This is a genomic window from Collimonas pratensis, assembly GCF_001584185.1.
In the GTDB taxonomy this organism is placed as follows: Bacteria; Pseudomonadota; Gammaproteobacteria; order Burkholderiales; family Burkholderiaceae_D; genus Collimonas; species Collimonas pratensis.
The window spans coordinates 409287-433488 of record NZ_CP013234.1; the positions used below are offsets into that span (position 1 = coordinate 409287).

Here is a 24202-nt window from a genome sequence, read left to right on the forward strand (position 1 = left end):
CGTGTTGTGTCGGACTGCGTCAGAGCTGGCCCTGGCAGACATACTTGGTGTGCAGATAATCGTCCAGGCCATGCACCGAGCCTTCGCGGCCATAGCCCGATTCCTTGACGCCGCCGAAGGGAGCGGCCTCGGCCGCCAGCGCGCCTTCGTTGATGCCGACGATGCCGCTTTCCAGCGCGTCGGTGACGCGGTGGACGCGGCGCATATCGGTTGAATAAAAATACGCCGCCAGTCCGAACGGCGTGGCATTTGCCGCCGCGATCGCTTCTTCTTCGGTGGCGAAGCGGGTTACCGCTGCTACCGGTCCGAAGGTTTCCTCGCCGCTGCACAACATGTCCGCGCCGACATTGGACAATACGGTAGGCGCATAGTAATTGTCGCTGGCGTAGCCCTCGCCCTGCAGGCGCTTGCCGCCGGTGATGATCTTCGCACCGCGCTCGACCGCATCGCGCACGTGCCGGTCAATTTTGGCGATGGCGCGCGCATTGATCATCGGACCAATCTGCGAGGATGGGTCGGTGGCCGGACCGACTTTGAGGGCCGCTACGCGCGCCCCCAGCTTGGCGACGAAGGCGTCATGCACGCCTTCTTGCACATAGACGCGATTGGGGCTCACGCAGGTTTGGCCGCCATTGCGAAACTTGGCCGCCATCACGCCCTCGATGGCGGCATCCAGGTCGGCGTCGTCGAAGACGATGAAGGGCGCGTTGCCTCCCAGTTCCAGCGAGAGCTTCTTGAGCGTGTCGGCGGAGCGGCGCGCCAGATGCTTGCCCACGGCGGTCGAGCCGGTGAAGCTGATCTTGCGCACGCGGCTATCCGCGAGCCAGACATCGACCACTTCCGGCGTGCGTTCACGCGAGGCGGTGACTATGTTGATGACGCCCGCGGGCACGCCCGCCTGCTGCGCCAGGAGCACCAGCGCCAGCGAGGTCAGCGGGGTATCTTCGGCCGGCTTGCACACCACGGTGCAGCCGGCGGCCAGCGCTGGCGCGATCTTGCGCGCGATCATCGCCGCCGGGAAATTCCACGGCGTGATGGCGGCCACCACACCGACCGGTTCCTTTAGCGCCATCATGCGGCGGCCGGTGACCGGGGCCGGGATGATGTCGCCATTGGCGCGCGTGGCTTCCTCGGCAAACCATTCGACATAGCTGGCGGCATAGGCGACTTCGCCCTTGCCCTCGATCAGCGGCTTGCCCTGTTCGCGCGAGATCAGGCGCCCCAGGTCATCCTGGTGCGCGATGAGCAGGTCGTTCCAGCGCTTGAGGATGGCGGCGCGCTGCTTGGCTGGCGTGGCGCGCCAGGCCGGGAAGGCGGCGGCAGCGGCATCGACGGCGGCACGGGCGTCGGCGGCGTTACCGTCGGGCACCGTGGCGAACACCTGGCCAGTGGCAGGATCGCTGACCTCCAGGCGGCGGAGATCGCTGGCTTCGGTCCATGCGGCGCCGATCAGTTGCGTGCCGGCATCAGGTGGGGATGTTGCAGTTCCAGGATGGTCATGGCAAAAGTAGATGTCAAAGTGAGAAGTGGTTTGCGTCTTTGGCGACATGGAAGGCAATAGCTTCACCCAGCTCGGTGGTCGAGGCGTCGCCGCCAAGGTCGGGCGTGCGCGGACCGCTCTTGAGAACGTCCTCGATCGCTGCGACGATGGCGTCATGGGCGGCGCGGCCGGCTCCCTGGCCTGCCGTGAGGAAGTCCAGCATGAGAGCGCCGGACCAGATCATGGCGATGGGGTTGGCGATGTTCTTGCCATAGATGTCAGGCGCCGATCCGTGCACCGGCTCGAACAGGGACGGGAAGCGGCGATCCGGGTTGAGGTTGGCCGAGGGCGCCAAGCCGATGGTGCCGGTGGTGGCCGGTCCCAGGTCGGACAGGATGTCGCCGAACAGATTGGAGGCGACCACCACATCGAAGCGCGTCGGTTGCAGCACGAAGCGCGCCGACAGGATGTCGATATGCTGCTTGTCCACTGTCACTTCAGGATAACCGGCGGACATGGCGTCGGCGCGGCCATCCCACCACGGCATGCTGATGGCAATGCCGTTGGACTTGGTGGCCACCGTCAGGTGCTTGCGCGGCCGGTTGTTGGCCAGCTCGAATGCATATTTCAATACCCGGTCGGCGCCGAAGCGGGAGAACACCGATTCCTGGATCACGATTTCGCGCTCGGTGCCAGCGTACATGGTGCCGCCCAGTGAGGTATATTCGCCTTCGGTGTTTTCGCGCACCACGTAGTAGTCGATGTCGCCCGGCTTGCGATTGGCCAGCGGACAAGGCACGCCTTCGAACAGGCGCACCGGGCGCAGGTTGATGTACTGGTCGAATTCGCGGCGGAACTTCAACAGCGAACCCCACAGCGAGACATGGTCAGGGACGGTGGCGGGCCAGCCTACCGCGCCGAAGTAAATGGCGTCGCAGCCGGCGAGCTGATCTTTCCAGTCATCCGGCATCATCTGGCCATGGGCGGCGTAATAGTCGCAGCTGGCCCAGTCGATTACCTTCAATTCCAGATGGATATCGAAGCGCTTCGCGGCGGCCTGCACTACTCTCAGGCCCTCCGGCATGACTTCCTTGCCGATGCCGTCGCCGGCGATCAATGCGATAGAAAAACTGTTTTTCATGGCAGGGTCTCGAATTCAATTAACTAAAAAGATAATCTCAGGCCAGCTTGTCCTTGAGCTGGTAGTACATGCCGATCAGAGGCAGGAACCATGGCGGCCCGACGTGGCCTGGGATGGCCGGCCAGTCGCGTTCGCGCCAGGGATTGGCGCTGGCGTCGCCGCTCATCGCCGCTGCCATGCATTGGCCCATGTGCACCGACATCTGGGTGCCGTGTCCGCTATAGCCCATCGAGTAATACAGACCGTCACGCTCGCCGGCTTGCGGCAGGCGGTCGCGCGTCATGTCGACCAGACCGCCCCAGCAGTAGTCCAGGTCCACCTTGCCCAGCTGCGGGAAGGTCTGCATGAGGCCCGCGCGCAGGATCTCGCCGCTGGCGGCATCGGACTGCGGGCTGGAAATGGCGAAGCGGGCTCGTCCGCCGAAGATCAGGCGATGGTCGGGCGTCATGCGGAAGTAATGGTGGATATTGGCCACCGTCGTGTAGGTACGCTGCTGCGCAAGCAGTGCGGCGGCGCGCTCGGCGCCCAGCGGTGCGGTGGCGACAATGAAGCTGCCGATGGGCACGATACGGCGGCGCAGCCAGCCGAATGTGCTGTAGCTGCCGTGAAGGCTGGCGCCGGTGGCCAGCAGCACCTGCTTGGCCAGAATCGTGCCTCTTGCCGTATGGACGCGATGCGCGCGGGTGTCGCCGATGCGCTCCAGCCGGCGCACTTCGGTGCCGGTGTGAATGACCGCGCCATGCTTCTCGGCAGCCAGTGCCAGGCCGTAGGCGAAGCGGCCCATGTGCATCTGCGCGCTGCGTTTGTAGAGCAGGCCGCCATGGAAACGCTCGCTCTGCACCTCGGCGCGCACCTGCGCGGCGTCCAGGACGGCGACGTCGAGATCCACGCCGTCGGCGATGAGGCGCTCGGCGCTGCGCTGCAGGGCCTCCATCTGGCTCGGCCGGGTGGCCAGTTTGAGTTTGCCGTGGCGCCGGAAGTCGCAGGCGATCTGTTCCTGCTCCACCAGCTGCGCAACCGTGTCGACGGCGTCGTCATAAGCGTGATACCAGGCGCGGGCGCGCTCCACGCCGACCTTGGCCGCGACTTCGGCATAGTCCACCGCCAGGCCGTTGTTGACGTGGCCGCCGTTGCGCCCGGAGGCTTCGGCCGCCACATGCGGACCGGCTTCCAGCACGACCACGCTGGCGCCGCGCTTGGCCAAGGCCAATGCGGCTGACAGGCCGGTAAAGCCGCCGCCGACGATGGCCACGTCAACCTGGGCCGGCAATTCACGTGCCGGGGAGATATATACGGGCGCCGAATCGGTCCAGTAGGATTCCAACTTCATGGTGTGAATAACTCGATAAAGTGGGTTAATGAAACCAGGAGTGCCATCGCCGGCATGCTGAAGGCGCATCGACGCAATGCATCATGGGATCCAGCATAAGCTTACGCCGATATGCGTGTGACGCGAACTGCGATGGCGCGGCGGCATGATGTACCGTTGTCAGGCAGGGAATCGGCAGAATGTTTGCCCGCCGGCTCCTTCGTACATCTCAGTAGCCTCGCCGGCGGTCGATCAGTCCCAGAAGCGGCATGCCGGCACGATGGCGCCGCAGGTTTTCCAGCACCGCATCGACCGCACCGTCGGGCTGGGTCATGCTGGCGACATGCGGTGTGATGACGATGTCGGGATGGCGCCAGAACGGGTGGCCGGCCGGCAACGGCTCGGTATTGCAGACGTCCAGCACGGCGGCGCTCAGTTGGCCGTCCTGCAGGGCTGCCAGCAGATCGTCCTCGACCAGGTGGCCACCGCGTCCTACATTGATCAGCGCCGCGCCGCGCGGCAATTGCGCGAACAATGCGCGGCACAGGATGCCGCGCGTGTCATCAGTGAGCGGCAGCAGGCAGATCAGCACATCGCTGCGCGCCAGGAAATGATCCAGGCCATCGCAACCGCTATGGCACTCGACGCCGTCGATCTGATGCGGTGATCGGCTCCAGCCGGCGCAGGGGAAGCCCAGGCCATGCAATTGCTGCAGCACGGCCCGCCCCAGCATCCCCAGCCCCAGTACGCCGATCCGGCAGGCGCTGGCCGGGCGCACGCGGCGCGCCTGCCATATCTGCTGCTGTTGCTGGCGGACATAGTGGCGACTGTCACGGTGCAGGCCCAGCACCGCGTGGGTTACATATTGCACCATGCCGGCGGCGATGCCTGGCTCGGTCATGCGCACCACCGGCAGCTCCGGCGGCAGGCCGGACATCTCGAACTGGTCGATGCCGGCGCCCACCGAAAACAGGATCTCCAGATTGGGGAAACGCTGGGCGATGTCTTCGGGCGGCGTCCATGCCGCCAGATAACGCACGCTGGCGGGATCGCCTTCATACGGCCACAGGTGGAAGGGTAGTTCCGGCGCCTTCTGGGCGAAGAGCCGGCCCCATTCGGCGCCGCGTTCCAGGTCGGCCTTGTAGAGAAAAGTCATGATGTCGTTTGCGCCGGCGTCAGCCCAGCGCCTGGTTGATGATGGAATAGATTCGCCATTGCGCATCGCCATGGGGCGCGCTGCCACGGCACATGGTCGCGACGTTGTCCACGCAGGCGAGGCCGATGTCCTGCAGCCATGGTTTCAGGCCGCTCTTGCCCGGCACGTCGATGCGCAGGAAGGCGCCAGGGCAGGCATTGACCCAGTGACTGATCAGCGTTTTCGCGTCCTCAAGGTCGGCCGCGATAACCGGCCCGATCACGTGGCCGCGCCCGAATGCGCGCAGCATCGCCACGCCCTTGACGCGACCATCCTGTTCCAGTACCGCTACCTCGGCGAACTTGAGCAGGGCCGTCAGCACGGCGCTACGGTCCATGCCGCTGGCGTGACGGTCGAATGCCAGCAAGGCCGGCGCTTCGTCTGCTCGCAGCGGACGGATGCGGCTGCCTGGCGGCAATGCCGTGCGCGGCGCCTGCGCCGTGTCGCTCTGGTGTTGACTCAGGGTATCGATGGCCTGGAAGCCCAGCTTTTCATATAGAGGCCGGCCGGCCGCCGTGGCATTGAGGATCACGCTACGCCCACCGGCGTCGGCCAGCAGTTGCTGCATCATGGCACGCCCCAGGCCGTGGCCTTGCAGGGCATCGCTGATGATGACCAGGCCCAGCGTGGCGTGCTCGGGGCCGCAATAACACAGCATGCCGCTGCCCGATGTCTCGGGGGCGGCCCCGGTACGCGTCAGCGTCACTACCCAGCCACGACTGACCGCATGATGGAATTGCCAGTCGGCCAGGCGGTGCGGCCATTTCAGATGCTGACTCAGGCCGTGGCAGGCCTGCAGGTCGGTCTCACGCATGGCGCGCAGTGTGGCCTGGCCGGCCGGCAGTGTCCTTGCAGCTTGCATTGAACGCTTCCTTATATATCTGTTTACGGGGCCACGGCGCAGCATGGCCGGTTACTAGCAATGATGATGCCTCTTTGGCGCCGCGCAGCGTTTGTTTTCGATGGCGCGAATTCGCAATTTTATGGCGATCTGCCCCCCGTTCTCGGCACAAAATTGGGCAGCTTCGGCATAGCATGAGGTAGACAGGCGCGCTTCTCTCTTTTGTGTGGCGCTCATTTCATATTTCATCCGTAAACGCCATGCCAGATTTTCTATTAGTCAATGCACCTGTCGAGAGGGAAAAATTAAGCAGGCAACTCTGCGCGCAGGCGGGCTCGACCCGCACCGCCACGGTGAATTCGCCCCAAAGGGGTGCGCCCGGCTCGCATTGCTGCACTGCTCGGCAAGCTATGCTGATTGCGCCATCGAAAACACATATTTCTGTTTCGTGACCCGGTCAAAAAGGAGTAAATCACAAGTTTCGATATGTTGTAATCATTCCCGTGGATTGAACCCGCAAGTAAAAGGATTAGCACCATGTCATTCGCAAGACCATTCCGGTGACGCGAACACTTTTTTGATAGGACGATTTTCAATGAGCACTTTCAAGCCCAAATTCATCACCTTCGATTGCTATGGCACGCTGACCCGTTTCCAGATGGCGGAAACGGCCAAGAAGCTCTACGCCGATCGCGTCGCCGAGGCCGACATGCCATTCTTCCTGCGCCAGTTCGCGGCTTACCGCCTGGATGAAGTGCTGGACCAGTGGAAGCCCTATGAGCAGGTGTGCAAGAACGCCATTCGGCGCACCTGCGAGCGCTGGGGGGTCAAGACCACCGATGAAGAGATGGGCACCTTCTACAAGGCCGTACCGACCTGGGGGCCGCATCCCGACGTGCCGGCCGCGCTGGCCAAGGTGGCAAAGGAAATCCCGCTGGTGATCTTCTCCAATGCCGACGACAGCCAGATCATGCACAACGTCGAACAGCTCGGTGCGCCTTTCCACAAGGTCTTTACCGCCCAGCAGGCACAAGCTTACAAGCCGCGCCTGCGCGCCTTCGAATATATGCTCGACAATCTGAACTGCAATCCGGAAGAGGTGTTGCACGTGTCCTCCAGTCTGCGCTACGACCTGATGCCAGCCTCCGACATGGGTATCAAGAACAAGGTATTCGTCGCCCGCGGCCATGAACCGTCCACCCCGTATTACGGTTATACCGAAATCTCCGACCTGTCCGGCCTGCCGGGGGTGGTTGGTCTGTAGCAACCGGCGGCAGCCGGGTCGTCGTTGGCAAAGTCTGTGGTCCGGGCGTCGCGGCAGTTAGTATCAAAGTTGCGACAGGTGAGCGGACACATCAGGTGACAGGCCCCCGCGTGGAGCAATCTGCGTGAGCAGGAGGGCGGGGCAGGTCGGTGGTCTTCGTGGTTGAATTTTTATTGTGAGGCTTTTCATGAGCAAGCAGGAAAACGGACGATACCCCACAGAGGGAAACATCATTACCGGCGATTCGCTGGAAAACGAGCGGGGCGGCTTCACCCGCCGCGATATGATGCGCACCCTGCTGGCCGGCAGTCTTATGACGATGGGCTCTGCGGGCCTGCTCAGCGCCAGCGGCAGCGCCATGGCGCTGCCGCCAAAGCGCGGCGGCAAGATGCGCATTGCGACCCAGACCAGCTCCACCGCCGATACCCTCGACCCGGCCAAGACCGCGCACTCCACCGATTACACGCGCGTTCACATGTTCTACAACGGCCTGACCAAGCTGGATGGCAAGCTCGGCCCGCAAATGGTGCTGGCCGAGGAAATGCTGACCACCGACGCCACGCTGTGGACCGTCAAGCTGCGCAAAGGCGTGCTGTTTCACGACGGCAAGCCGTTCGCGCCGGCCGACGTGGTTTATTCGCTGATGCGCCACAAGGACCCGGCCACGGCCTCCAAGGTCAAGGTGCTGGCCGATCAGATCGAATCGGTCAAGACCACCGGCCCAAATGAAGTCCAGATCAAGCTGACCAGCGCCAACGCCGACCTGCCGGTGATCCTGGCCACTGCCCAGTTCCTCATCGTCCGCGACGGCACCACCAACTTCACCACGCCCAACGGCACCGGCGCCTTCAAGTGCAAGGAATTCACGCCGGGCGTGCGTACCATCGCCGTGCGCAACGAGAATTACTGGAAGTCTGGTCTGCCTTACCTGGACGAGGTCGAGCTCTTTGGCATCCCCGACGAGGCCGCACGCGTCAATGCGCTGCTTTCGGGCGATGTGCATTGGATCAACGACGTCAATGCGCGCTCCACCGGTCGCATCAAGTCCACGACCGGCTACACGGTAATGGAGACCAAGTCCGGTCTTTACACGGATCTGGTGATCCGCCAGGACGCGGCGCCCGGCAACAGCCAGGATTTCACGCTGGGCATGAAGTACCTGATGGATCGCGAGCAGATCAAGACCGCCGCCTTCCGCGGTTTCGCCGTGACCGCCAACGACCAGCCGATCGATCCGACCAACCGCTTCTACTTCGCCGGCCTGCCGCAGCGTCCCTACGACCCGGACAAGGCCAAATTCCACCTGCAGAAGGCGGGCGTGCTGGGCAGCAGCATCCCGCTGGTAGCCTCGGTGGCCGCGACCGGATCGGTGGACATAGGCGTGCTGATGCAGCAAAGCGCGCAGAAGATCGGCCTGAAGCTGGATCTGAAGCGGGTTCCGGCCGACGGCTACTGGGCCAACCAGTGGATGAAGGTGCCGTTGGGCTTTGGCAATATCAATCCGCGTCCCAGCGCCGACATTCTGTTCACACAGTTCTTCAAGTCCGATGCACAGTGGAACGAATCAGGCTGGAAGAACGCGCAGTTCGACCAACTGGTGGTGGCGGCGCGCGGCGAGACCGATTTCAGCAAGCGCAAGCAGATGTACGCCGACCTGCAGACGCTGGTGCACGAGAAGGGCGGCATCGGCATCCCGGTCTTCATCACCAACCTCGAAGGCATTAGCAGCAGGGTCAAGGGCATTGATGCAATCCCTCTGGGTGCGTTCATGAACTACACCTGTGCCGAGTATGTCTGGATGGACGCCTGAGCACAGGCAATAGAAGTAGAGGCCAGGCGGGGCAACCCCGTCGTGGCCCGTGACCTGCTTATCGAGGATAGCTATGAATGGAATGGTCCTGCGTCTGATACTGCGCCGCCTGGCGCTGGCGGCACTGACGCTGTTGCTGGTGTCGGCCGGCGTGTTCTTCATCACCAACCTGTTGCCGGGCGACGCGGCCCAAGCGGCGCTGGGCCAGGCCGCCACGCCCGAGACGGTGGCGGCGTTGCGCCTGCAGTACGGGCTGGACCTGCCGGCGCCATTGCGTTATGCCCGGTGGTTGGGGGACCTGCTCTCGGGCAACCCCGGCATATCGTTGGTCAATAACGTGCCGGTAGCGCAGATGATCGGTGGCCGCTTGCCTGCATCGCTGATGCTGGCGGCAGTCACGGCAGCGGTGTCAGTACCGCTGGCGTTGTTGCTGGGTATCGCCTCGGCCATGTATCGCGGCTCGACCTTCGATCGCGTGGTCAATGTCAGCGCGGTGTCGCTGGTCTCGGTGCCGGAATTCCTGATCGCCACCATCGCGGTGATGATCTTCGCGGTCAAGCTGCGCTGGCTGTCGGCGTTGTCGCATTCGGCCGATGCCGCCACCTTGGGTGCCTTTATCAAGTCCTATGCGATGCCGGTGATGACGCTCTGCTGCGTGATCGTGGCGCAGATGACGCGCATGACGCGCGCGGCGGTGATCGACCAGTTGCGTTCCTCCTATGCCGAGATGGCCTTGCTCAAAGGCGTCAGGCGCACCCGCATCGTGCTGCGCCACGCCTTGCCCAACGCCATCGGTCCGATCGCCAATGCGGTGGCGCTGAGCCTGTCCTACCTGTTGGGGGGCGTGATCATCGTCGAGAGCATCTTCAACTATCCCGGTATCGCCACCCTGATGATCGATGCCGTCACCACCCGCGACATGCCGCTGGTGCAAGCCTGTTCGATGATCTTCTGTGCCGGCTACCTGCTGCTGGTGCTGACCGCCGATGTACTGGCCATTGTTTCCAATCCGAGGTTGAAGACACGATGAAAGCCCTCCACGATTCCGCGCGCGCCGAGGCCTCGACCGCCCGCGCCAGCGCCGCCCCAAGAAGCCGCACCGCCATTCCGCCATGGCCTGGATTGGCATGGGCATCGTCGGCTTCTGGCTGCTCATGGCCATCATAGGCCCGACCATCTCGCCCTACGACGCCACCGCCATCGTCGATGTCGATGTATTTTCCGGCATGAGCCGCAAGTTCCTGCTGGGCAGTGATTACCTGGGGCGCGACATGCTGAGCCGCATCCTCTTCGGCACGCGGGCCACCATCGGCCTGGCGCTGGCGGCGACACTGCTGGCCAGCAGCATCGGCACGGCCGTTGCGTTGTACGCCGCCTTCACCGGAGGCTGGCGCGACGCCGTCATCAGCCGAGCGCTCGATGCGCTGATCTCGATTCCCAGCAAGATGTTCGCATTGATGATGGTGGCGACCTTCGGTTCCTCCATGTGGCTCCTGGTGACGACCGCCGCCATCACCTACATGCCGGGCGCCTACCGTATCGCCCGCTCGGTGGCGGTCAACGTGCAGGCCATGGAATACGTGCAGGCTGCGCGGGCGCGCGGCGAGGGCGTGTGGTACATCATGACAATGGAGATGCTGCCCAACATGATCCGCCCGGTGCTGGCCGACTTCGGGCTGCGCTTTGTGTACGTGGTGCTGCTGTTGAGCGGGCTGAGTTTTCTGAGCCTGGGTGTGCAGCCGCCAGACGCCGACTGGGGCTCGCTGGTGCGGGAAAACATTTCCGGACTGGGCGAGGGCGCGCTGGCGGTGATCATGCCGGCGCTGGCCATTGCCTCGCTGACCATCGGCGTGAACCTGCTGATCGATAACCTGCGCGGCAAACGCGCTGCCAAGGAGTAAGCCCGTGATGCAGTTCGACCAATTCCTCGGCAAGACGACGGCGCCCGAGACGCCCCCTGGCGAGCCGCTGGTGAGCGTCAGCGGCCTGCGCGTCAACGCCCGCAAGGACGACGGCTCCTCGGTGGAGATCGTCAAGGACGTCGATTTCACCGTGGCGCGCGGCGAAGTGCTGGCGCTGATCGGAGAGTCCGGTTCCGGCAAGACTACCATTGCGCTGTCGTTGTTGGGCTATGCACGCGCCGGCTGCCACATCGCCGGCGGCCGCATCCGCATCGGCCAGCGGCAGATCGACCAGATGGATGAGAAGGCGCTGCTGGCCATGCGCGGTCACCACGTCGCCTACATCGCGCAGAGCGCAGCGGCCGCCTTCAACCCGGCGCGTACTCTCATGGACCAGGTCATCGAAAGCGCCCTGCAACACCGCGTGATGGACAAGGCCAGTGCCATGCGCAAGGCGGTCGAGCTGTTTCGCGCGCTGGCCTTGCCGGACCCCGAGCATATTGGCCGGCGCTACCCGCATCAGGTCTCCGGCGGGCAGTTACAGCGCGTGATGGCGGCCATGGCCCTGATCACCGATCCTGAGCTGGTGATCCTGGATGAGCCGACTACCGCGCTGGATGTGACCACCCAGATCGAGGTGCTGCGTGCCTTCAAGAAGGTGGTCAGGGAATTGGGTACGACGGCTGTCTATGTCTCGCATGACCTGGCGGTGGTGGCGCAGATGGCTGATCGCATCATTGTGCTGCGCGATGGCGCCGTGCGCGAGATGGGCCAGACCGGCCAGGTGCTGCAGGCGCCGGCCGACAGCTATACGCAAAGCCTGATCGCCGCCGCTACGCCAGCCTCGCGCGTGGCGCAGGTGCGGGAGATATTGCCGGATCCGGCGCCGGCTGCACAGGCCAAGGCGCCGCTGCTGCGCATCAGCGGTCTGATCGCCGGCTATGGCAGCCCGGATCGCCTGGGTCTGCCGGGGGTGCGGATCCTGGACGATATCAACCTGACGATACAGCGCGGCAGCACGGTCGGCATCATCGGCGAATCGGGATCGGGCAAGACCACGCTGGCACGTGCGGTGGCCGGCATGATCGCGCCGGCGCGCGGCAGCATCCAGCTCGATGGCGAAAATCTCTCGCCTACGCTGCAGGGACGCAGCCGGGAACAGTTCCGCCGGGTACAGATCGTGTTCCAGAACGCCGATACGGCGCTCAATCCAGCCCATACCATCGGCCGTATCCTGAACCGGCCGCTGAGCTTCTATCACGGTCTGAACGGCGAGGCCATGCGCCGTCGCACGGCCGAGCTGCTGGACCTGGTGCGTCTGCCGTCGAGCGTGATCGACCGCCTGCCGAGCGAGCTCTCAGGCGGCCAGAAGCAGCGCGTGAACCTGGCGCGGGCGCTGGCGGCCAAGCCTGACCTGATCCTGTGCGATGAGGTGACCTCGGCGCTGGATACCGTGGTGGCGGCCGCCATCCTGGAATTGCTGGCCGAGCTGCGGCGCGAGCTGCAGGTGTCCTACATGTTCATCAGCCATGACATCAGCACGGTGCGCGCCATCTGCGATGACATCGTGGTGCTGTATGCCGGGCGCATGGTGGCCAACCGCCCGCGCCAGGCGATGATGGCGCCGCCTTACCACCCGTATTCGCATCTGCTGCTGTCGTCGGTGCCGGCCATGCAGCAGGGTTGGCTGGAGCAGGCATCTGGCGCGGGCCAGCACAAGCTGCCGCCGATCGGGCCGGTGCAGGCATCGCCCGACATCTGCACCTTCCTGCCGCGTTGCACGATGCGCCTGGACGGCGTGTGCAATATGGTAGCCCCGCGCCGGCGCCACATGGAGCATGGCGGCGAGATCCTTTGCCATCGCTCCGATGCCGAGCTGAAGCAATATCAATCGCCGCTGCTGCCGGTGGATGGCGTGACGGTTTGACGATCGGTTGACGACAGGCCTGCGCAAGAGTGCAGGCGACATATCCGGGCCGTCGCAGGCGAAGCTGTCGAGTCTGCCGCCGGCCCTCATTCAGGAGAAGAAATGACCGCAACGCTGGTGTTGTATCGTGCTTCAGGCGCGCCCGTTTCCACCGTATTCCGCCGCGCAGGACTGGGCGGCAACGATCCCTTTGCGCCCTGGCGCGAAATCGCCTGGGAAGGCATCGGCGCGATAAGCGCTGGTCGCCTGTGCTTCGACGGCACGCTGGAGGTTGCCAGCTTCCCGCATGTGGAAACCTTGGTCGTTGTCGAAGGCGAATTGACCGTGGAAACCACAGGTGCGGCGCCGCTGGTGGTGCAGCCCGGCAGCGGTGTGGTGATCGGTGCGGGCACGGCCCTTCGTCTAACTACCAGCTCGTCGGCGCTGGCGGTATTCTGTGCGGCCGCATGCCCGCAGGCGGCGCAATCCGGAGTGTTCCCGCTATACGCCGAGGCCAACTTCAAGCCTTCGGCTAACTCGTTGCCCAAGGAAATCCTGCTGGGACCGGTGCCGCAATGCCGCAGTGACAATGTCTTCAATGAAGAGTCCAGCAAGTATCTGGCCGGCACCTGGGATTCGACGCCTTATCACCGTATCGTGCGGGCGCATCCGGTGAATGAGTTCATGCATATCCTGGACGGCGGCGTGCGCTTTGCCGAGCCGGATGGCAGCGTGGTGTCGGCGGCTGCCGGCGACGCGGTTTTCGTGCCGCAGGGCGCGGCGATCGGCTGGGAGAGCAGTGAACGGGTGGCCAAGTTCTACGTGGTGCAAACCGCCCCGGCCGCAATCGAAGGGAAATGACCATGTCGCCTCCGTTGAACCTGGTACAGACGCCTTCCATCCCTCCGGCCACAGCCGACGTGGTCGTGATCGGCGGCGGCATCATCGGCATCTTCACCGCTTATTACCTGGCCCGGCGAGGCGTGTCCGTGGTCGTGGTGGAAAAGGGGCGGGTCGGCGCCGAGCAGTCCAGCCGCAACTGGGGCTGGTGCCGCCAGCAAAACCGCGATGCGCGCGAATTGCCGATGGCCACCAAGAGCATCGACCTGTGGGAGCAGTTCAGCGCCGAGTCCGGCGAGGATGCCGGCTTTACGCGCTGTGGCTTGCTGTATCTCAGTAATGACGACGAAGAATTGGCGCGCTGGGCCAGTTGGGGCAAGTTTGCCAAGACCGCCGGCGTGACCACCCATATGCTCGACAGTCGGCAAGCCGCCGAGCGCGGCCATGCAACCGGCCGTGGCTGGAAGGGCGGAGTGTTCTCGCCCACCGATGGCACCGCCGACCCGGTCAAGGCCGCGCCGGCCGTGGCGCGCGCCGTGATGAAGCTGGGCGGCAGCGTAATCCAGCAATGCGCGGCGCGCGGCATCGAGATGGAAGCCGGGCGCGTGGCCGGCGTGGTCACCGAAGCCGGTGTCATCAAGACCAGGACCGTGGTGCTGGCCGGCGGCGCCTGGGCTTCGTCGTTCTGCCGTCAGTTGGACATCCGCTTCCCGCAAGCCTCGGTACGTCAATCGATCATGAGCGTGGCGCCCATCGACCAGCCGCTGCCCGGCGCGCTGTTCACCTCGGGCGTGGCGGCCACGCGGCGTAGCGACGGTTCCTATGCGCTGGCCATCAGCGGTCGCGCCCGGGTGGATCCGACCGGGCAGTTCCTGCGCTTTTCGCCGCAATTCCTGCCTATGTTCGCCAAGCGCTGGCGCAGCCTGTCGCCGGGCGGCCTGGAAGCGCTACGCAGCGGCCATGAGACGATGTCGCGCTGGCGCCTGGATGCGCCTACGCCGATGGAGCGCATGCGCATCCTCGATCCCAAAGCCGATCCGGCAGCCATCCGCGCCACCCATCGGCGAGCCATCGAGCTGCTGCCCGAATTGCGCAACGCCAGGGTCACGCACGCCTGGGCCGGTTATGTCGACAGCACACCCGATGGAGTGCCTGGCATCGGCGAGACGCCGCAGGTGCCCGGACTGATCCTGGCCGCAGGCTTCTCCGGCCATGGCTTCGGTATCGGCCCCGGCGCGGGCCACCTGATCGCCGACCTGGCGACCGGCGCCGAGCCCCTGGTCGATCCCCGCCCATATCACCCGAGCCGCTTTGCCGGTTCCGCGTGGGGCAAGGTTGCCGATTTCTAGACATCGCCGGCGCTCCCACTGCGGGGGGCCGGCTTCGCCGTAAGGACATACTGAATGACATCACCTCTGCACCACCTACAACGTGCCGGCCGGCTGGAGCGCCTCTTTATCGACGGCCATTGGATACTGCCTGAGGGTCGGGAACGGGTCTCCGTGATCTGCCCTTCGACCGAACAGAGTCTGTGCGAGATCGCACTGGGCGATGCGCGCGATGCCGAACGCGCGGTGCTGGCTGCGCGCGGGGCTTTCCCGGTCTGGTCGGCAACCCCTCCGCAGCAACGCGCAGCGTTGTTGGAACGAATCCATGCGCTGCTGCTGGAGCGTAGCGAACTGTTCGCCGCGGCGCTCACGCTGGAGATGGGCGCGCCGATCGGCTATGCACGCAGCGCGCACGTGCCGCTGGCGGCCGAACACCTGCGGGTGGCGCGCGACAACCTGGTGAGTTATCCCTTCATCCGGCCGCGCGGCACGACGGCGATCCTACGTGAACCCATCGGCGTGTGCGCGCTGATCACTCCCTGGAATTGGCCGATCTACCAGATCACCGCCAAGGTCGGGCCGGCGCTGGCGGCAGGCTGCACGGTGGTGTTGAAACCGAGCGAACTCTCGCCATTGTCGGCCTTGCTGTTCGCCGAGATCGTCGCCGAGGCCGGGGCGCCGCCCGGTGTCTTCAACCTGGTCAGCGGCACCGGCGCCGAAGTCGGTGCGGCGCTGGCGGCGCATCCCCAAGTGGACATGGTGTCGATCACCGGCTCTACCCGCGCGGGCGTGCTGGTGGCGCAGGCGGCGGCGCCGGGCGTCAAGCGCGTGGCCCAGGAGCTGGGCGGCAAGTCGCCCAACATCGTGCTGCCGGACGCCGATCTGGCGCAGGCCATTCCGCCCGGCGTGGTCGCGGCGTTCCGCAACATGGGCCAATCGTGCAGCGCGCCGACGCGCCTGATCGTGCCGCGCAACCAGCTTGATCGCGCCCATCAACTGGCCTTGGCGGCGCTGGGACAGATGAAGGTCGGCGATCCCATGGATGCGGCGACCACCCACGGTCCCCTGGCCAATCGCGCGCAGTTCGAGCGGGTGCAGCAGATGATCGAGGCAGGATTGCAGGATGGCGCCCGTCTGCTGGCGGGCGGGCCGGGGCGGCCCGAGGGATTGGCGCGCGGCTTTTATGCGCGGCCGACCATCTTTTCCGACGTGCATGCGGATATGGTGATCGCACAGCAGGAAATCTTCGGCCCGGTGCTGGCGATCCTGCCCTACGACACGGTGGAGGAAGCCATCGCTATCGCCAACGATACGGTCTATGGCCTGGGCGCCCATGTACAGGGAACGGACAAGGAACAGCTGCGCGCGGTGGCTGCGCGCATCCAGTCAGGCCAAGTCCACTTGAACTACCCGGCCTGGGATCCGCAAGCGCCGTTCGGCGGCTACAAGCAGTCCGGCAACGGGCGCGAGTACGGCATCGAGGGGATGGAGGAGTACATGGAGGTGAAATCCGTCCTCGGGTACTACGGTTGAAAGCTGGCCCGACATATCAGTCCGGGCGCTGCAACGTGAGCGGCTGCCTGGCAGTCTTTAAAGGTATCGCGCATGGAAATTCCCGTCATTCCCGACTCAATACTGAGCATCCATCGTTCGCACTGGGCAAGCCTGCGCCGCGATTTGCATGCGCATCCCGAGCTGCGGTTCGAAGAACATCGCACGGCGCAGGTCGTTGCCAGCGAACTCCAGGCGCTGGGTTACCAGGTCGTGCGCGGCCTGGGCGGAACCGGCGTGGTCGCCAGCTTGCCCGGCGCCGACCGGCGGCGCGGCATCGTCCTGCGGGCCGACATGGATGCCTTGCCGATCCAGGAAGCCAATGATTTCGCCCACACCTCCTGCGCGAACGGGATCATGCATGCCTGCGGGCATGACGGCCATACCGTGATGTTGCTGGGCGCCGCGCGCGTGTTGAAGCAGATGCCGCAGTTGCCGGGAACCGTGCATTTCGTGTTCCAGCCGGGAGAGGAGGGCGGCGCGGGCGCGCGTAAGATGATCGATGACGGCTTGTTCGAGCAATGTCCGACCGAGGCGGTGTTCGGCATGCACAATTGGCCCGGCTTGCCGGCCGGGCATTTCGGTTTGCGCAGCGGCCCGATCATGGCGGCAGGTTCACGCTTCAGGATCAAGATCACCGGCAAGGGCGCTCATGCGGCGCAACCGCATCTGGGCCTGGATCCGATACCGCTGGCTTGTTCGATGGTCCTGCAATGCCAGACGATTGCGGCGCGTCACAAGGATCCGGTCGATCCCGCCGTCATTTCGGTATGCATGTTCCATGCAGGCGATACCGACAATGTCATTCCGGACCGAGCCGAACTGCGCGGGACGATTCGCACGCTATCGTCCACCTTGCAACAGAAGTTGCAGCGCGATATCCAACTGATGTGCGAAGGACTGGCCTTGGCTTATGGCGCGCAAGCGGAGGTTGAGTATTTTCAGTACTATCCTGCGACCATCAATACGCCGACCGAGACAAGGTTTTGCGCAACCGTCATTCGCGAGACCTTCGGTAATGCACGCATCAAGGCGGACCTCCCGGCCAACATGACTTCGGAAGATTTCGGCTTCATGCTGGAAGAGCGGCCCGGCGCTTATGTGCTAATCGGAAATGCCCCGCCGGGAACGGCCGCGTCGGCGCTGCATCACCCGCAGTACGATTTCAACGACGACATCATCGAAGATGGCGTGCGGTATTGGGTGGCGTTGGCGCAGCGTTATTTCACAACCAAGTAAGCCATCTCACGGCTCGCGCTCTTTAGGTCGTTCATGCGAACGACCAATGCTTGCAGTACACACGTGCAGTCAATCATGGGAAACCAAATGCAAACCTTATTGCTCAAGAAAGAGGAAGTGCGCAAGTTGATCTCTATGAAGGAGGTTATCGGCACGGTGGAGGAGGCCTATAAGGCATTCAGCAGCAAGCGAGTGATGCAGCCCGGGTACATAGGCATGCATCTGCCTCCGCCTAGAGGAGAGATCGATTTTAAGCTGGGTTACTACATGAACAACGAGGTTATCTCGATGAAAGCCTCCTCTGAACTGACCCCATAAAGTTGGACGGTTAGTTTGCCTAGGCAGCCAAGGGCTGGGTCCTGAATTGAACGGGACTCAGCCCTTTTAGTTTTTGCTTGATGCGATCGTTATTATAGTAGTGGATGTATTCTGCCAAGGCATCTTTGTTCTGAAGGACCACAAATATTGGTTGCTCAGAACAAAGATGCTAACTGACCCTTAGCATCCACGGCGTTCCGTAAGCCATATTCTTTTTCAGCTACACCGTCTAAAGATGCTAACTGCAGCGATTTCTTTCCACTAATTCGGTCTCTCTTAACAACAAACTTGCTAACCGGTACGCAGTGGGCCGATTTCCATGTCAGTTATGGCCCCACCTCTTGTCCCTTTACCTGCACTGCTTGGACGGTCAGTCACTCGCGTGCTGTGGGATTTCGGTGATATGGAAGAACATTGGGTACGCTGACGAGCTAAAGAAATTTTCTGTTTTAACTGGGTTTTTATACAGTACAATGGCATCATCTTCAGCCAAGGAGGTATGTTGGATGACAGCAGCACCGAACGCGCAGCTTATCGATATCGTGAACGATCTCGGCAGCCCAATATCAAGCGCATGGCGCTGCGTAGCCGCGTTCACGAATTGTTCGTCGAGAGTCGCAGTTCGGCCGGTAGTCGCAGCATTATGGGCATGATGCGAGAAGATGGCGTCGTGATTGGTCGCTTCAAAGTCAGCCGACTGATGGAGGAACTGGGTCTGATCTGTAAGCAGCCTGGTCGCCATGCCTACAAGCAGGCAACGGTGGAGCGCATCGACATCCCGAACCATCTGAATCGACAGTTCGTAGTCGATGCGCCCAACCAAGTCTGGTGCGGTGACATTACCCATATCTGGGCGCAGGGTTGCTGGCATTACCTGGCTGCGGTACTGGACTTGTACACGCGTCGGGTCGTTGGCTGGGCTTCTCCACACGACCAGATGCCGATCTGGTCGTGCAGGCATTGGATATGGCCTACGAGCAACGCAGCCGTCCTCAAGGTCTGATGTTTCACTCGGATCAAGGCGGTCAATACGCCAGTCGTAAGTTTCGTCAGCGCTTGTGGCGATACCGAATCGAACAGAGCATGAGTCGTCGCGGGAATTGCTGGGACAACTCGCCGATGGAGCGATTGTTCCGGAGCTTAAAATCTGAATGGGTACCAAACATGGGCTACATGACAGCACAGCAAGCGCATCGGGACATCAGTCATTATCTGATGCAACGATATAACTGGATACGGCCGCATCAGTTCAATGACGGACTCGCGCCGGCAGTGGCCGAAGAAAAACTTAACGCGGTGTCCGGGATTACTTGACCACTACAGTTTGTCCCAGTCCTCATCTATAGGAAATTCGCAGGGCTCGTAGTGACCTAAACTCGAGCCAGGGACCTCCGAATATTGAGTAGAATTGTGGCCCAGATCGGATCATTTCCCAACTCCAATAAGGCCCTTTACAAACCAGCGCTGCATCAGTGCGATAACAATCACGGGTGGAATGAACGCAAATAGAGCTGCGGCCATGACTAGATTCCATTCAGGCCATTGCCCGGATTCCGTAGGAAGGAAAGTTGCCATGCCAAGTACGACTGTGCGCATGTTCTCCTGGCTCGTGACCACCAGTGGCCACATATAATCTTTCCAGGTTGAGATAAACACTATCGTGCCAAGTGCAGCGAAATTGGTTTTTGACAGCGGCAACAGGATGTCAATAAAAAAACGGAGCGGACCGGCGCCATCCATCAAGGCTGCCTCAGAGAGTTCCGGCGGTATTGTCTGGTAAAACTGCCGAAAAAGGAAAGTACCCGTTGCCGACGCAATCAGCGGTAGCGACAAACCTGAATAAGTGTTTAGCAGATTCAGCGATGGTTCTATTCTGATGCCGGCGACGCTCGCGATAAGCGTGTCAAGGCCGGTCGATTGCAGGATGGTTTTGAGCGGCTCGAAGAGGTCAGATGCAACCGCGTAGGTAGGAATGATGCGCACTTCGAGCGGCAACAACAAGGTGGCGAACAACGTCCAGAAAATCAAGGGCTTGAAAGGCGAACGAAAGTAGACAACGGCGAAAGCCGTGATCGATGACAGTGCAAGCTTGCCGATCACCACCAGGCTCGATACCATCAAGCTGTTGAACAATTGCCGGCCTATATCCGTTCGTTGCGTGACCGCGTGTAAGTTGTCAATCAACTGCGGTCCTGGCAAGAGGGCAATGCCATTATTTAGCAGTTGCTGATTCGATACCGATGCCGAGCATAGCACCAGGTACAAAGGGCCTAGCGCAAAGATCAGTCCGAGCATCAATACTGCGTAAGCGAAAACCGTGAGGAGAGGGTGGCGTTCGACCATGATTTATCTCTCGTAGCCCATACGATCTGAAAAAAAGCGGAATTGCAACGTGGTCAAGACCACGATGCAAAGCATCATGATCACGGAAAGCGTCGACGATCCTGATAAATCCAGCCCGACAAAGCCATCGGAAAAAATTTTGTAGACGAGGATGTTGGTCGCACCGCCGGGACCACCTTGCGTCAGCGTATCGATCAGGCCGAAGCTGTGTGTAAACGCCTCGATCACGTTGATGACGGCAGCAAAGAATACAAACGGCGCAATCAGCGGCAGTTGGATATCGAAGAACCGGCGCATCGGACCGGCACCATCTATCGCCGCCGCCGCGAGATAATCGTCCGGCACCGTTTGCAGGGCGGCGACGAAGATCACGAAATTGAATGGCACCTGGGTCCACGCAAAGGCAAATATCAGCATCAACATCGCTTCCGAGCCATTGATGTGCGGGGTCCAGAAGCCAGGCCAGATGCCGTTGAGAACGGCCATCGGCCCCAGGACCGGATTCATGACAAATTTAAGAATCACACCGAGCGCCGCGCCTGCGACTGCATATGGCCAGATGAAGAAGTGACGGAAGATTTTCCGGCCACGCAGATTCAGTTCGGCGCAAGCCGCCAGGACGATGGCGATAAAGATGGCAAGCACGAGACTGCCGGCAGTAAAAATCAATGTCGCCTGCAGCGAGGAGTAAAAGCTGTCGTCGCCGAGAATCCGAAGATAGTTTTTCACGCCGACAAAGACAGAATCGTTACCAAAAGGCCGCACTAGATGAAAAGACCACCAGATTGCTTTCCAGGCCGGCCAAAAGAAAAATAAAAAGACGATAATAAGTTGTGGCGCCGCCAGAGCGAGCGGCATCCAGCGGCGTTGAAACATGGCACTAGACTTCATCACTTTCTCCGTTCACGTGGCTGCGCCGGCTATGGCAATTTTTCCTCTGCGTAGGTCTCTTCAAATCTCCTCAGCAGACGATCGCCACGAATTTTTGCCCTATCGAGCCCATCGCCGATGCTTTGTCGGCCGGCGAATGCCTTCTGTATTTCCTCTGTCCAGACATGGCGGAACTGCGGCAAGAAACCGAGCCGAATGCCCTGGCTGTATTCATTGCCAGCTATATTCATAGATACTATGCCGATCCTGACCGACTCCAGTCCCGGGTCGCGTGCATGGCTTCCGGCCATCATTGCTTTGCCAGCCGTTTTCGTTACGGGAACATAGCCGGTCTTCTCTGCGAATGCAATCTGGTTCTGCGGCTGCCGGAGATAGTCGAAAAAAGCGGCAACCGCCTGGTATACCGCGACGTCATGTCCTTTCATAACCCATAGCGATGCGCCGCCGGTTACCGTGTTATGGCGGACTGTGTTGGCATAGACGGGAATCAGGCTGACGCTGGCGTCGACGATGCCGGCTGCCTTAATCGCACCCCAGGCGCTGGTTGCATCGATCACCATGGCGCATTCGCCGTTGGCGAAAGCAAGTGTCTGGTTTCCGGTGCGGGTCGCGGCGGCATCAATCAGAAGTCCGTGCGTACGCCAACGCATGATATCTTGCATGAAGCGGCGGTGAATGCCAGTATTGAATATGTACTCGGCGCCAAGCCCCGCGCGGCCGTTGTCCTCCGTTGTGAGGGGTTCCCCTTGTGTCGCATTGACTTGCTCCAGCATTATCCAGGGATTGAAATCGCTGACTGTAGGGCAGTTTTGCCCTGCAGCCTTAAGTTTTTCCGCTGCTGCTTCAAAATCTTCCCAGGTCTGCGGCACATTCTTCACGCCAGCCGCCGCCAGCTTGGCCGTATTAGTGTACAAGACCACCGTCGACGTATTGAAAGGCAGTGAGTAAAGATCGCCGGCCGAGGTCGAATAATAACTACGCGCAGCGTTGACGTAATCTCGCCAATCGACGTCGCGACTGTTATCTTTCATCAATTTGAACACTGGATAAACAGCATCGCTCAGCATCAGATCGAGGGTGCCGATATCGTAGATTTCGACTACCGCCGGTTGCTTTCCGGCACGGTATGCGGCAATCGTTTTCTGCATGGTTTGTTCATACGTCCCTGGCGAGGTGCAGTGGACTCGATGCTGCTCCTGAGCTGCGTTGAAGCCATCGCAAAGAGATTGGATGGCATAGGCGATAGGGCCGGTATGGCTGTACCAGAAATCGAAGTTGGCCGCCCTGGCGTCTGGTGCGACCAGTGTCAGGATGCTGACAAAGCCTGCGATAAACACAATACGCTTCACTAGGATGCCTCGATAACGGATGCCGATGTACGCTCCGAATTCAGGAACGACTGGTGCCAGGCTATAAGAAAATCTCTTGATTCACACGGCTTTATTTGCATCATGTAGTTTCTTACGGCGCGTAAGAATCAGTTTATGCCGGCAAAGTGCCCGCTCTATTTATTTTGTTCTCCCACGGCGGGCAGGTCTGAAATAGCGCCTGATGCCAGATTGACGGCACGGGTGCTGCCGCGCACCACAAGACTGGTCGGAAAGACCCGTTGTACTAGATCGGATGAGCCACGCTTTTCTATGCAATCCAGCAATATTCGTACTGTGCATTCAGACATCTCGAACATCGGGACATCCACGCTCGTCAAGGACGGAATGCTGAAGTCGTCGTATCGCATATTGTCGAAGCCGACCACGCTTACATCGTTTGGGACATGCAGTCCAAGATCGTGAAGCGCCTTCAGTGCCCCCAGCGCCATTCTGTCATTGCTCAGGATGATGGCATCGGGCCGGTCCGCCGTGCCGCATAATTGTGCGGCGGCGCGATAACCGCTATCGAGCGACCAGTCTCCCGGTACGACCCAATCCTGCCGGACCGGCAAACCGTATTTGTGCATGCCGTCCAGATAGCCGATGTAACGCGCCTCGCTGCCGGTCGTCACAGCCTTGTCGCGTAGTACTACCGGCGCGTGTTCTTTTCTAGCACCGGTGACAAAGGCGATGCGCCGACAACCACCTTGCACCAGGTGCTCGACTACCGCCAGAGCCGCCTCGCGGTCGGATTGCACGACATGATTGAATTGCGGATCGGCCATGCCGTAGATCACGCACGGAAATCCCATGCGCTGCAACTCGGTGAGTACAGAGTGGCCGGCAGTGGTCACCATGGCGATCATGCCGTCGACCCGGCCCGCCAGAAAGAGATCGCGGGCATAAGCCAGCGAAGCGGCGTCATCACCCATCCAGTTGCGTTGCAAAAGAGTGTAGCCGGCCCGATCGGCGGCGCGGGTCAACGTCTGCACAACGCTATTGCCGTGGGTATCTTGAGTTCTCTCCGAACGGTTGTCGTACGAGGCGCCGTTAAACATTACGCAAGCGAGCGTCTTGGTGGAGATGTTGCGCAAGGAGCGGGCGGCAACGTTGGGGATGAAATTGAGGGTATCGATCGCACTCTGTACCAGTTCACGTGTCTTGGGAGCGACTTTTTCCGGGTGATTGAGGACCAGCGACACCGTCTGGAAACTGACCCCCGCCAGTTTGGCGACGTCTTTGATGGTGACCCGGGTCATGCTGTCATCCGGATGTTATTCAACATGCGTATTGTCTTTCGTATGATTTTTTTGGTGCGTTTTGCCCCGCGATCGCCTGGCGACAAGAACATCAAATCAACTCGGCGAGGCTGCCAAAAAAGCGCGTGAATAATATATCAATTGCGTGCGATTCGAAGAAAATACATTTTTTTCGACACGCTGTTTTTGTAATCAACATGTAACAAAGCAACGCCA

19 protein-coding genes and 2 pseudogenes are annotated in these 24202 nt (G+C 61.5%); 11 read left to right on the forward strand and 10 right to left on the reverse strand.

The features are described 5' to 3' along the window. Positions 1-19: 19 nt before the first annotated feature. From CPter91_RS01785 to CPter91_RS01805, 5 genes are all read right to left on the reverse strand, one after another. The gene (locus tag CPter91_RS01785) at positions 20-1549 is read right to left on the reverse strand and encodes an NAD-dependent succinate-semialdehyde dehydrogenase (protein ID WP_150119608.1); all 1530 of its coding nucleotides are present in this window, start codon (positions 1547-1549) and stop codon (positions 20-22) included. Continuing rightward, on the reverse strand, positions 1515-2621 hold the full coding sequence (locus CPter91_RS01790) for a tartrate dehydrogenase (RefSeq protein WP_061936196.1): 1107 nt from the start codon (positions 2619-2621) through the stop codon (positions 1515-1517). The genes CPter91_RS01785 and CPter91_RS01790 overlap by 35 nt, the downstream gene beginning before the upstream one ends. 37 nt (positions 2622-2658) lie before the next feature. Continuing rightward, entirely contained in the window at positions 2659-3951 is a 1293-nt protein-coding gene (locus CPter91_RS01795) for an NAD(P)/FAD-dependent oxidoreductase (RefSeq protein WP_061936199.1), read from the reverse strand. A gap of 208 nt (positions 3952-4159) precedes the next feature. Further along, entirely contained in the window at positions 4160-5086 is a 927-nt protein-coding gene (locus CPter91_RS01800) for a 2-hydroxyacid dehydrogenase (protein ID WP_061936202.1), read from the reverse strand. A gap of 19 nt (positions 5087-5105) precedes the next feature. Then, positions 5106-5987, reverse strand: a complete 882-nt coding sequence (locus CPter91_RS01805) for a GNAT family N-acetyltransferase (RefSeq protein WP_061936205.1) — start codon at positions 5985-5987, stop codon at positions 5106-5108. A gap of 574 nt (positions 5988-6561) precedes the next feature. On the opposite strand from CPter91_RS01805, the gene CPter91_RS01810 reads away from it, so the two are divergent. The 10 genes from CPter91_RS01810 to CPter91_RS01855 all read left to right on the forward strand — a co-directional run bounded on the left by CPter91_RS01810 (position 6562) and on the right by CPter91_RS01855 (position 18123). Further along, on the forward strand, positions 6562-7230 hold the full coding sequence (locus tag CPter91_RS01810; RefSeq protein WP_041741078.1) for a haloacid dehalogenase type II: 669 nt from the start codon (positions 6562-6564) through the stop codon (positions 7228-7230). Between the two features lie 187 nt (positions 7231-7417). Further along, on the forward strand, positions 7418-9040 hold the full coding sequence (locus CPter91_RS01815; RefSeq protein ID WP_061936207.1) for an ABC transporter substrate-binding protein: 1623 nt from the start codon (positions 7418-7420) through the stop codon (positions 9038-9040). A gap of 73 nt (positions 9041-9113) precedes the next feature. Beyond that, on the forward strand, positions 9114-10070 hold the full coding sequence (locus tag CPter91_RS01820) for an ABC transporter permease (RefSeq protein ID WP_061936210.1): 957 nt from the start codon (positions 9114-9116) through the stop codon (positions 10068-10070). Positions 10071-10152: 82 nt separating this feature from the next. Beyond that, entirely contained in the window at positions 10153-10941 is a 789-nt protein-coding gene (locus CPter91_RS01825) for an ABC transporter permease (RefSeq protein WP_061936213.1), read from the forward strand. A 7-nt stretch (positions 10942-10948) separates the two neighbouring features. Further along, a complete protein-coding gene (locus CPter91_RS01830; protein ID WP_061936216.1) occupies positions 10949-12868 on the forward strand; it encodes an ABC transporter ATP-binding protein in 1920 nt (639 codons plus the stop codon). Between the two features lie 102 nt (positions 12869-12970). Beyond that, on the forward strand, positions 12971-13708 hold the full coding sequence (locus tag CPter91_RS01835) for a cupin domain-containing protein (RefSeq protein ID WP_061936219.1): 738 nt from the start codon (positions 12971-12973) through the stop codon (positions 13706-13708). A 2-nt stretch (positions 13709-13710) separates the two neighbouring features. Next, the gene (locus tag CPter91_RS01840) at positions 13711-15036 is read left to right on the forward strand and encodes an NAD(P)/FAD-dependent oxidoreductase (RefSeq protein WP_061945740.1); all 1326 of its coding nucleotides are present in this window, start codon (positions 13711-13713) and stop codon (positions 15034-15036) included. A 54-nt stretch (positions 15037-15090) separates the two neighbouring features. After that, entirely contained in the window at positions 15091-16548 is a 1458-nt protein-coding gene (locus tag CPter91_RS01845; protein WP_061936222.1) for an aldehyde dehydrogenase family protein, read from the forward strand. A gap of 72 nt (positions 16549-16620) precedes the next feature. Next, positions 16621-17805: a M20 aminoacylase family protein gene (locus tag CPter91_RS01850; protein ID WP_061936225.1), complete on the forward strand. Its 1185-nt coding sequence runs from the start codon at positions 16621-16623 to the stop codon at positions 17803-17805. Positions 17806-17892: 87 nt separating this feature from the next. Continuing rightward, the gene (locus CPter91_RS01855; protein ID WP_205631647.1) at positions 17893-18123 is read left to right on the forward strand and encodes a hypothetical protein; all 231 of its coding nucleotides are present in this window, start codon (positions 17893-17895) and stop codon (positions 18121-18123) included. A gap of 19 nt (positions 18124-18142) precedes the next feature. Here the strand turns inward: CPter91_RS01855 and CPter91_RS25515 are convergent. Beyond that, positions 18143-18250: pseudogene (locus CPter91_RS25515) on the reverse strand (IS3 family transposase); the annotation flags it as partial. A 405-nt stretch (positions 18251-18655) separates the two neighbouring features. On the opposite strand from CPter91_RS25515, the pseudogene CPter91_RS01860 reads away from it, so the two are divergent. Next, a pseudogene (locus tag CPter91_RS01860) lies at positions 18656-19437 on the forward strand (IS3 family transposase); the annotation flags it as partial. Positions 19438-19548: 111 nt separating this feature from the next. On the opposite strand, the gene CPter91_RS01865 reads toward CPter91_RS01860, so the two are convergent. The 4 genes from CPter91_RS01865 to CPter91_RS01880 form a co-directional block, all read right to left on the reverse strand. After that, positions 19549-20466: an ABC transporter permease subunit gene (locus tag CPter91_RS01865; protein ID WP_061936231.1), complete on the reverse strand. Its 918-nt coding sequence runs from the start codon at positions 20464-20466 to the stop codon at positions 19549-19551. Between the two features lie 3 nt (positions 20467-20469). After that, the gene (locus CPter91_RS01870; protein WP_061936234.1) at positions 20470-21357 is read right to left on the reverse strand and encodes a carbohydrate ABC transporter permease; all 888 of its coding nucleotides are present in this window, start codon (positions 21355-21357) and stop codon (positions 20470-20472) included. A gap of 29 nt (positions 21358-21386) precedes the next feature. Next, on the reverse strand, positions 21387-22706 hold the full coding sequence (locus CPter91_RS01875) for an extracellular solute-binding protein (RefSeq protein ID WP_061936238.1): 1320 nt from the start codon (positions 22704-22706) through the stop codon (positions 21387-21389). A 155-nt stretch (positions 22707-22861) separates the two neighbouring features. Continuing rightward, positions 22862-23986 (reverse strand): LacI family DNA-binding transcriptional regulator, encoded by a 1125-nt coding sequence (locus CPter91_RS01880; protein ID WP_061936242.1) that lies wholly within the window; start codon positions 23984-23986, stop codon positions 22862-22864. Positions 23987-24202 lie beyond the last annotated feature (216 nt).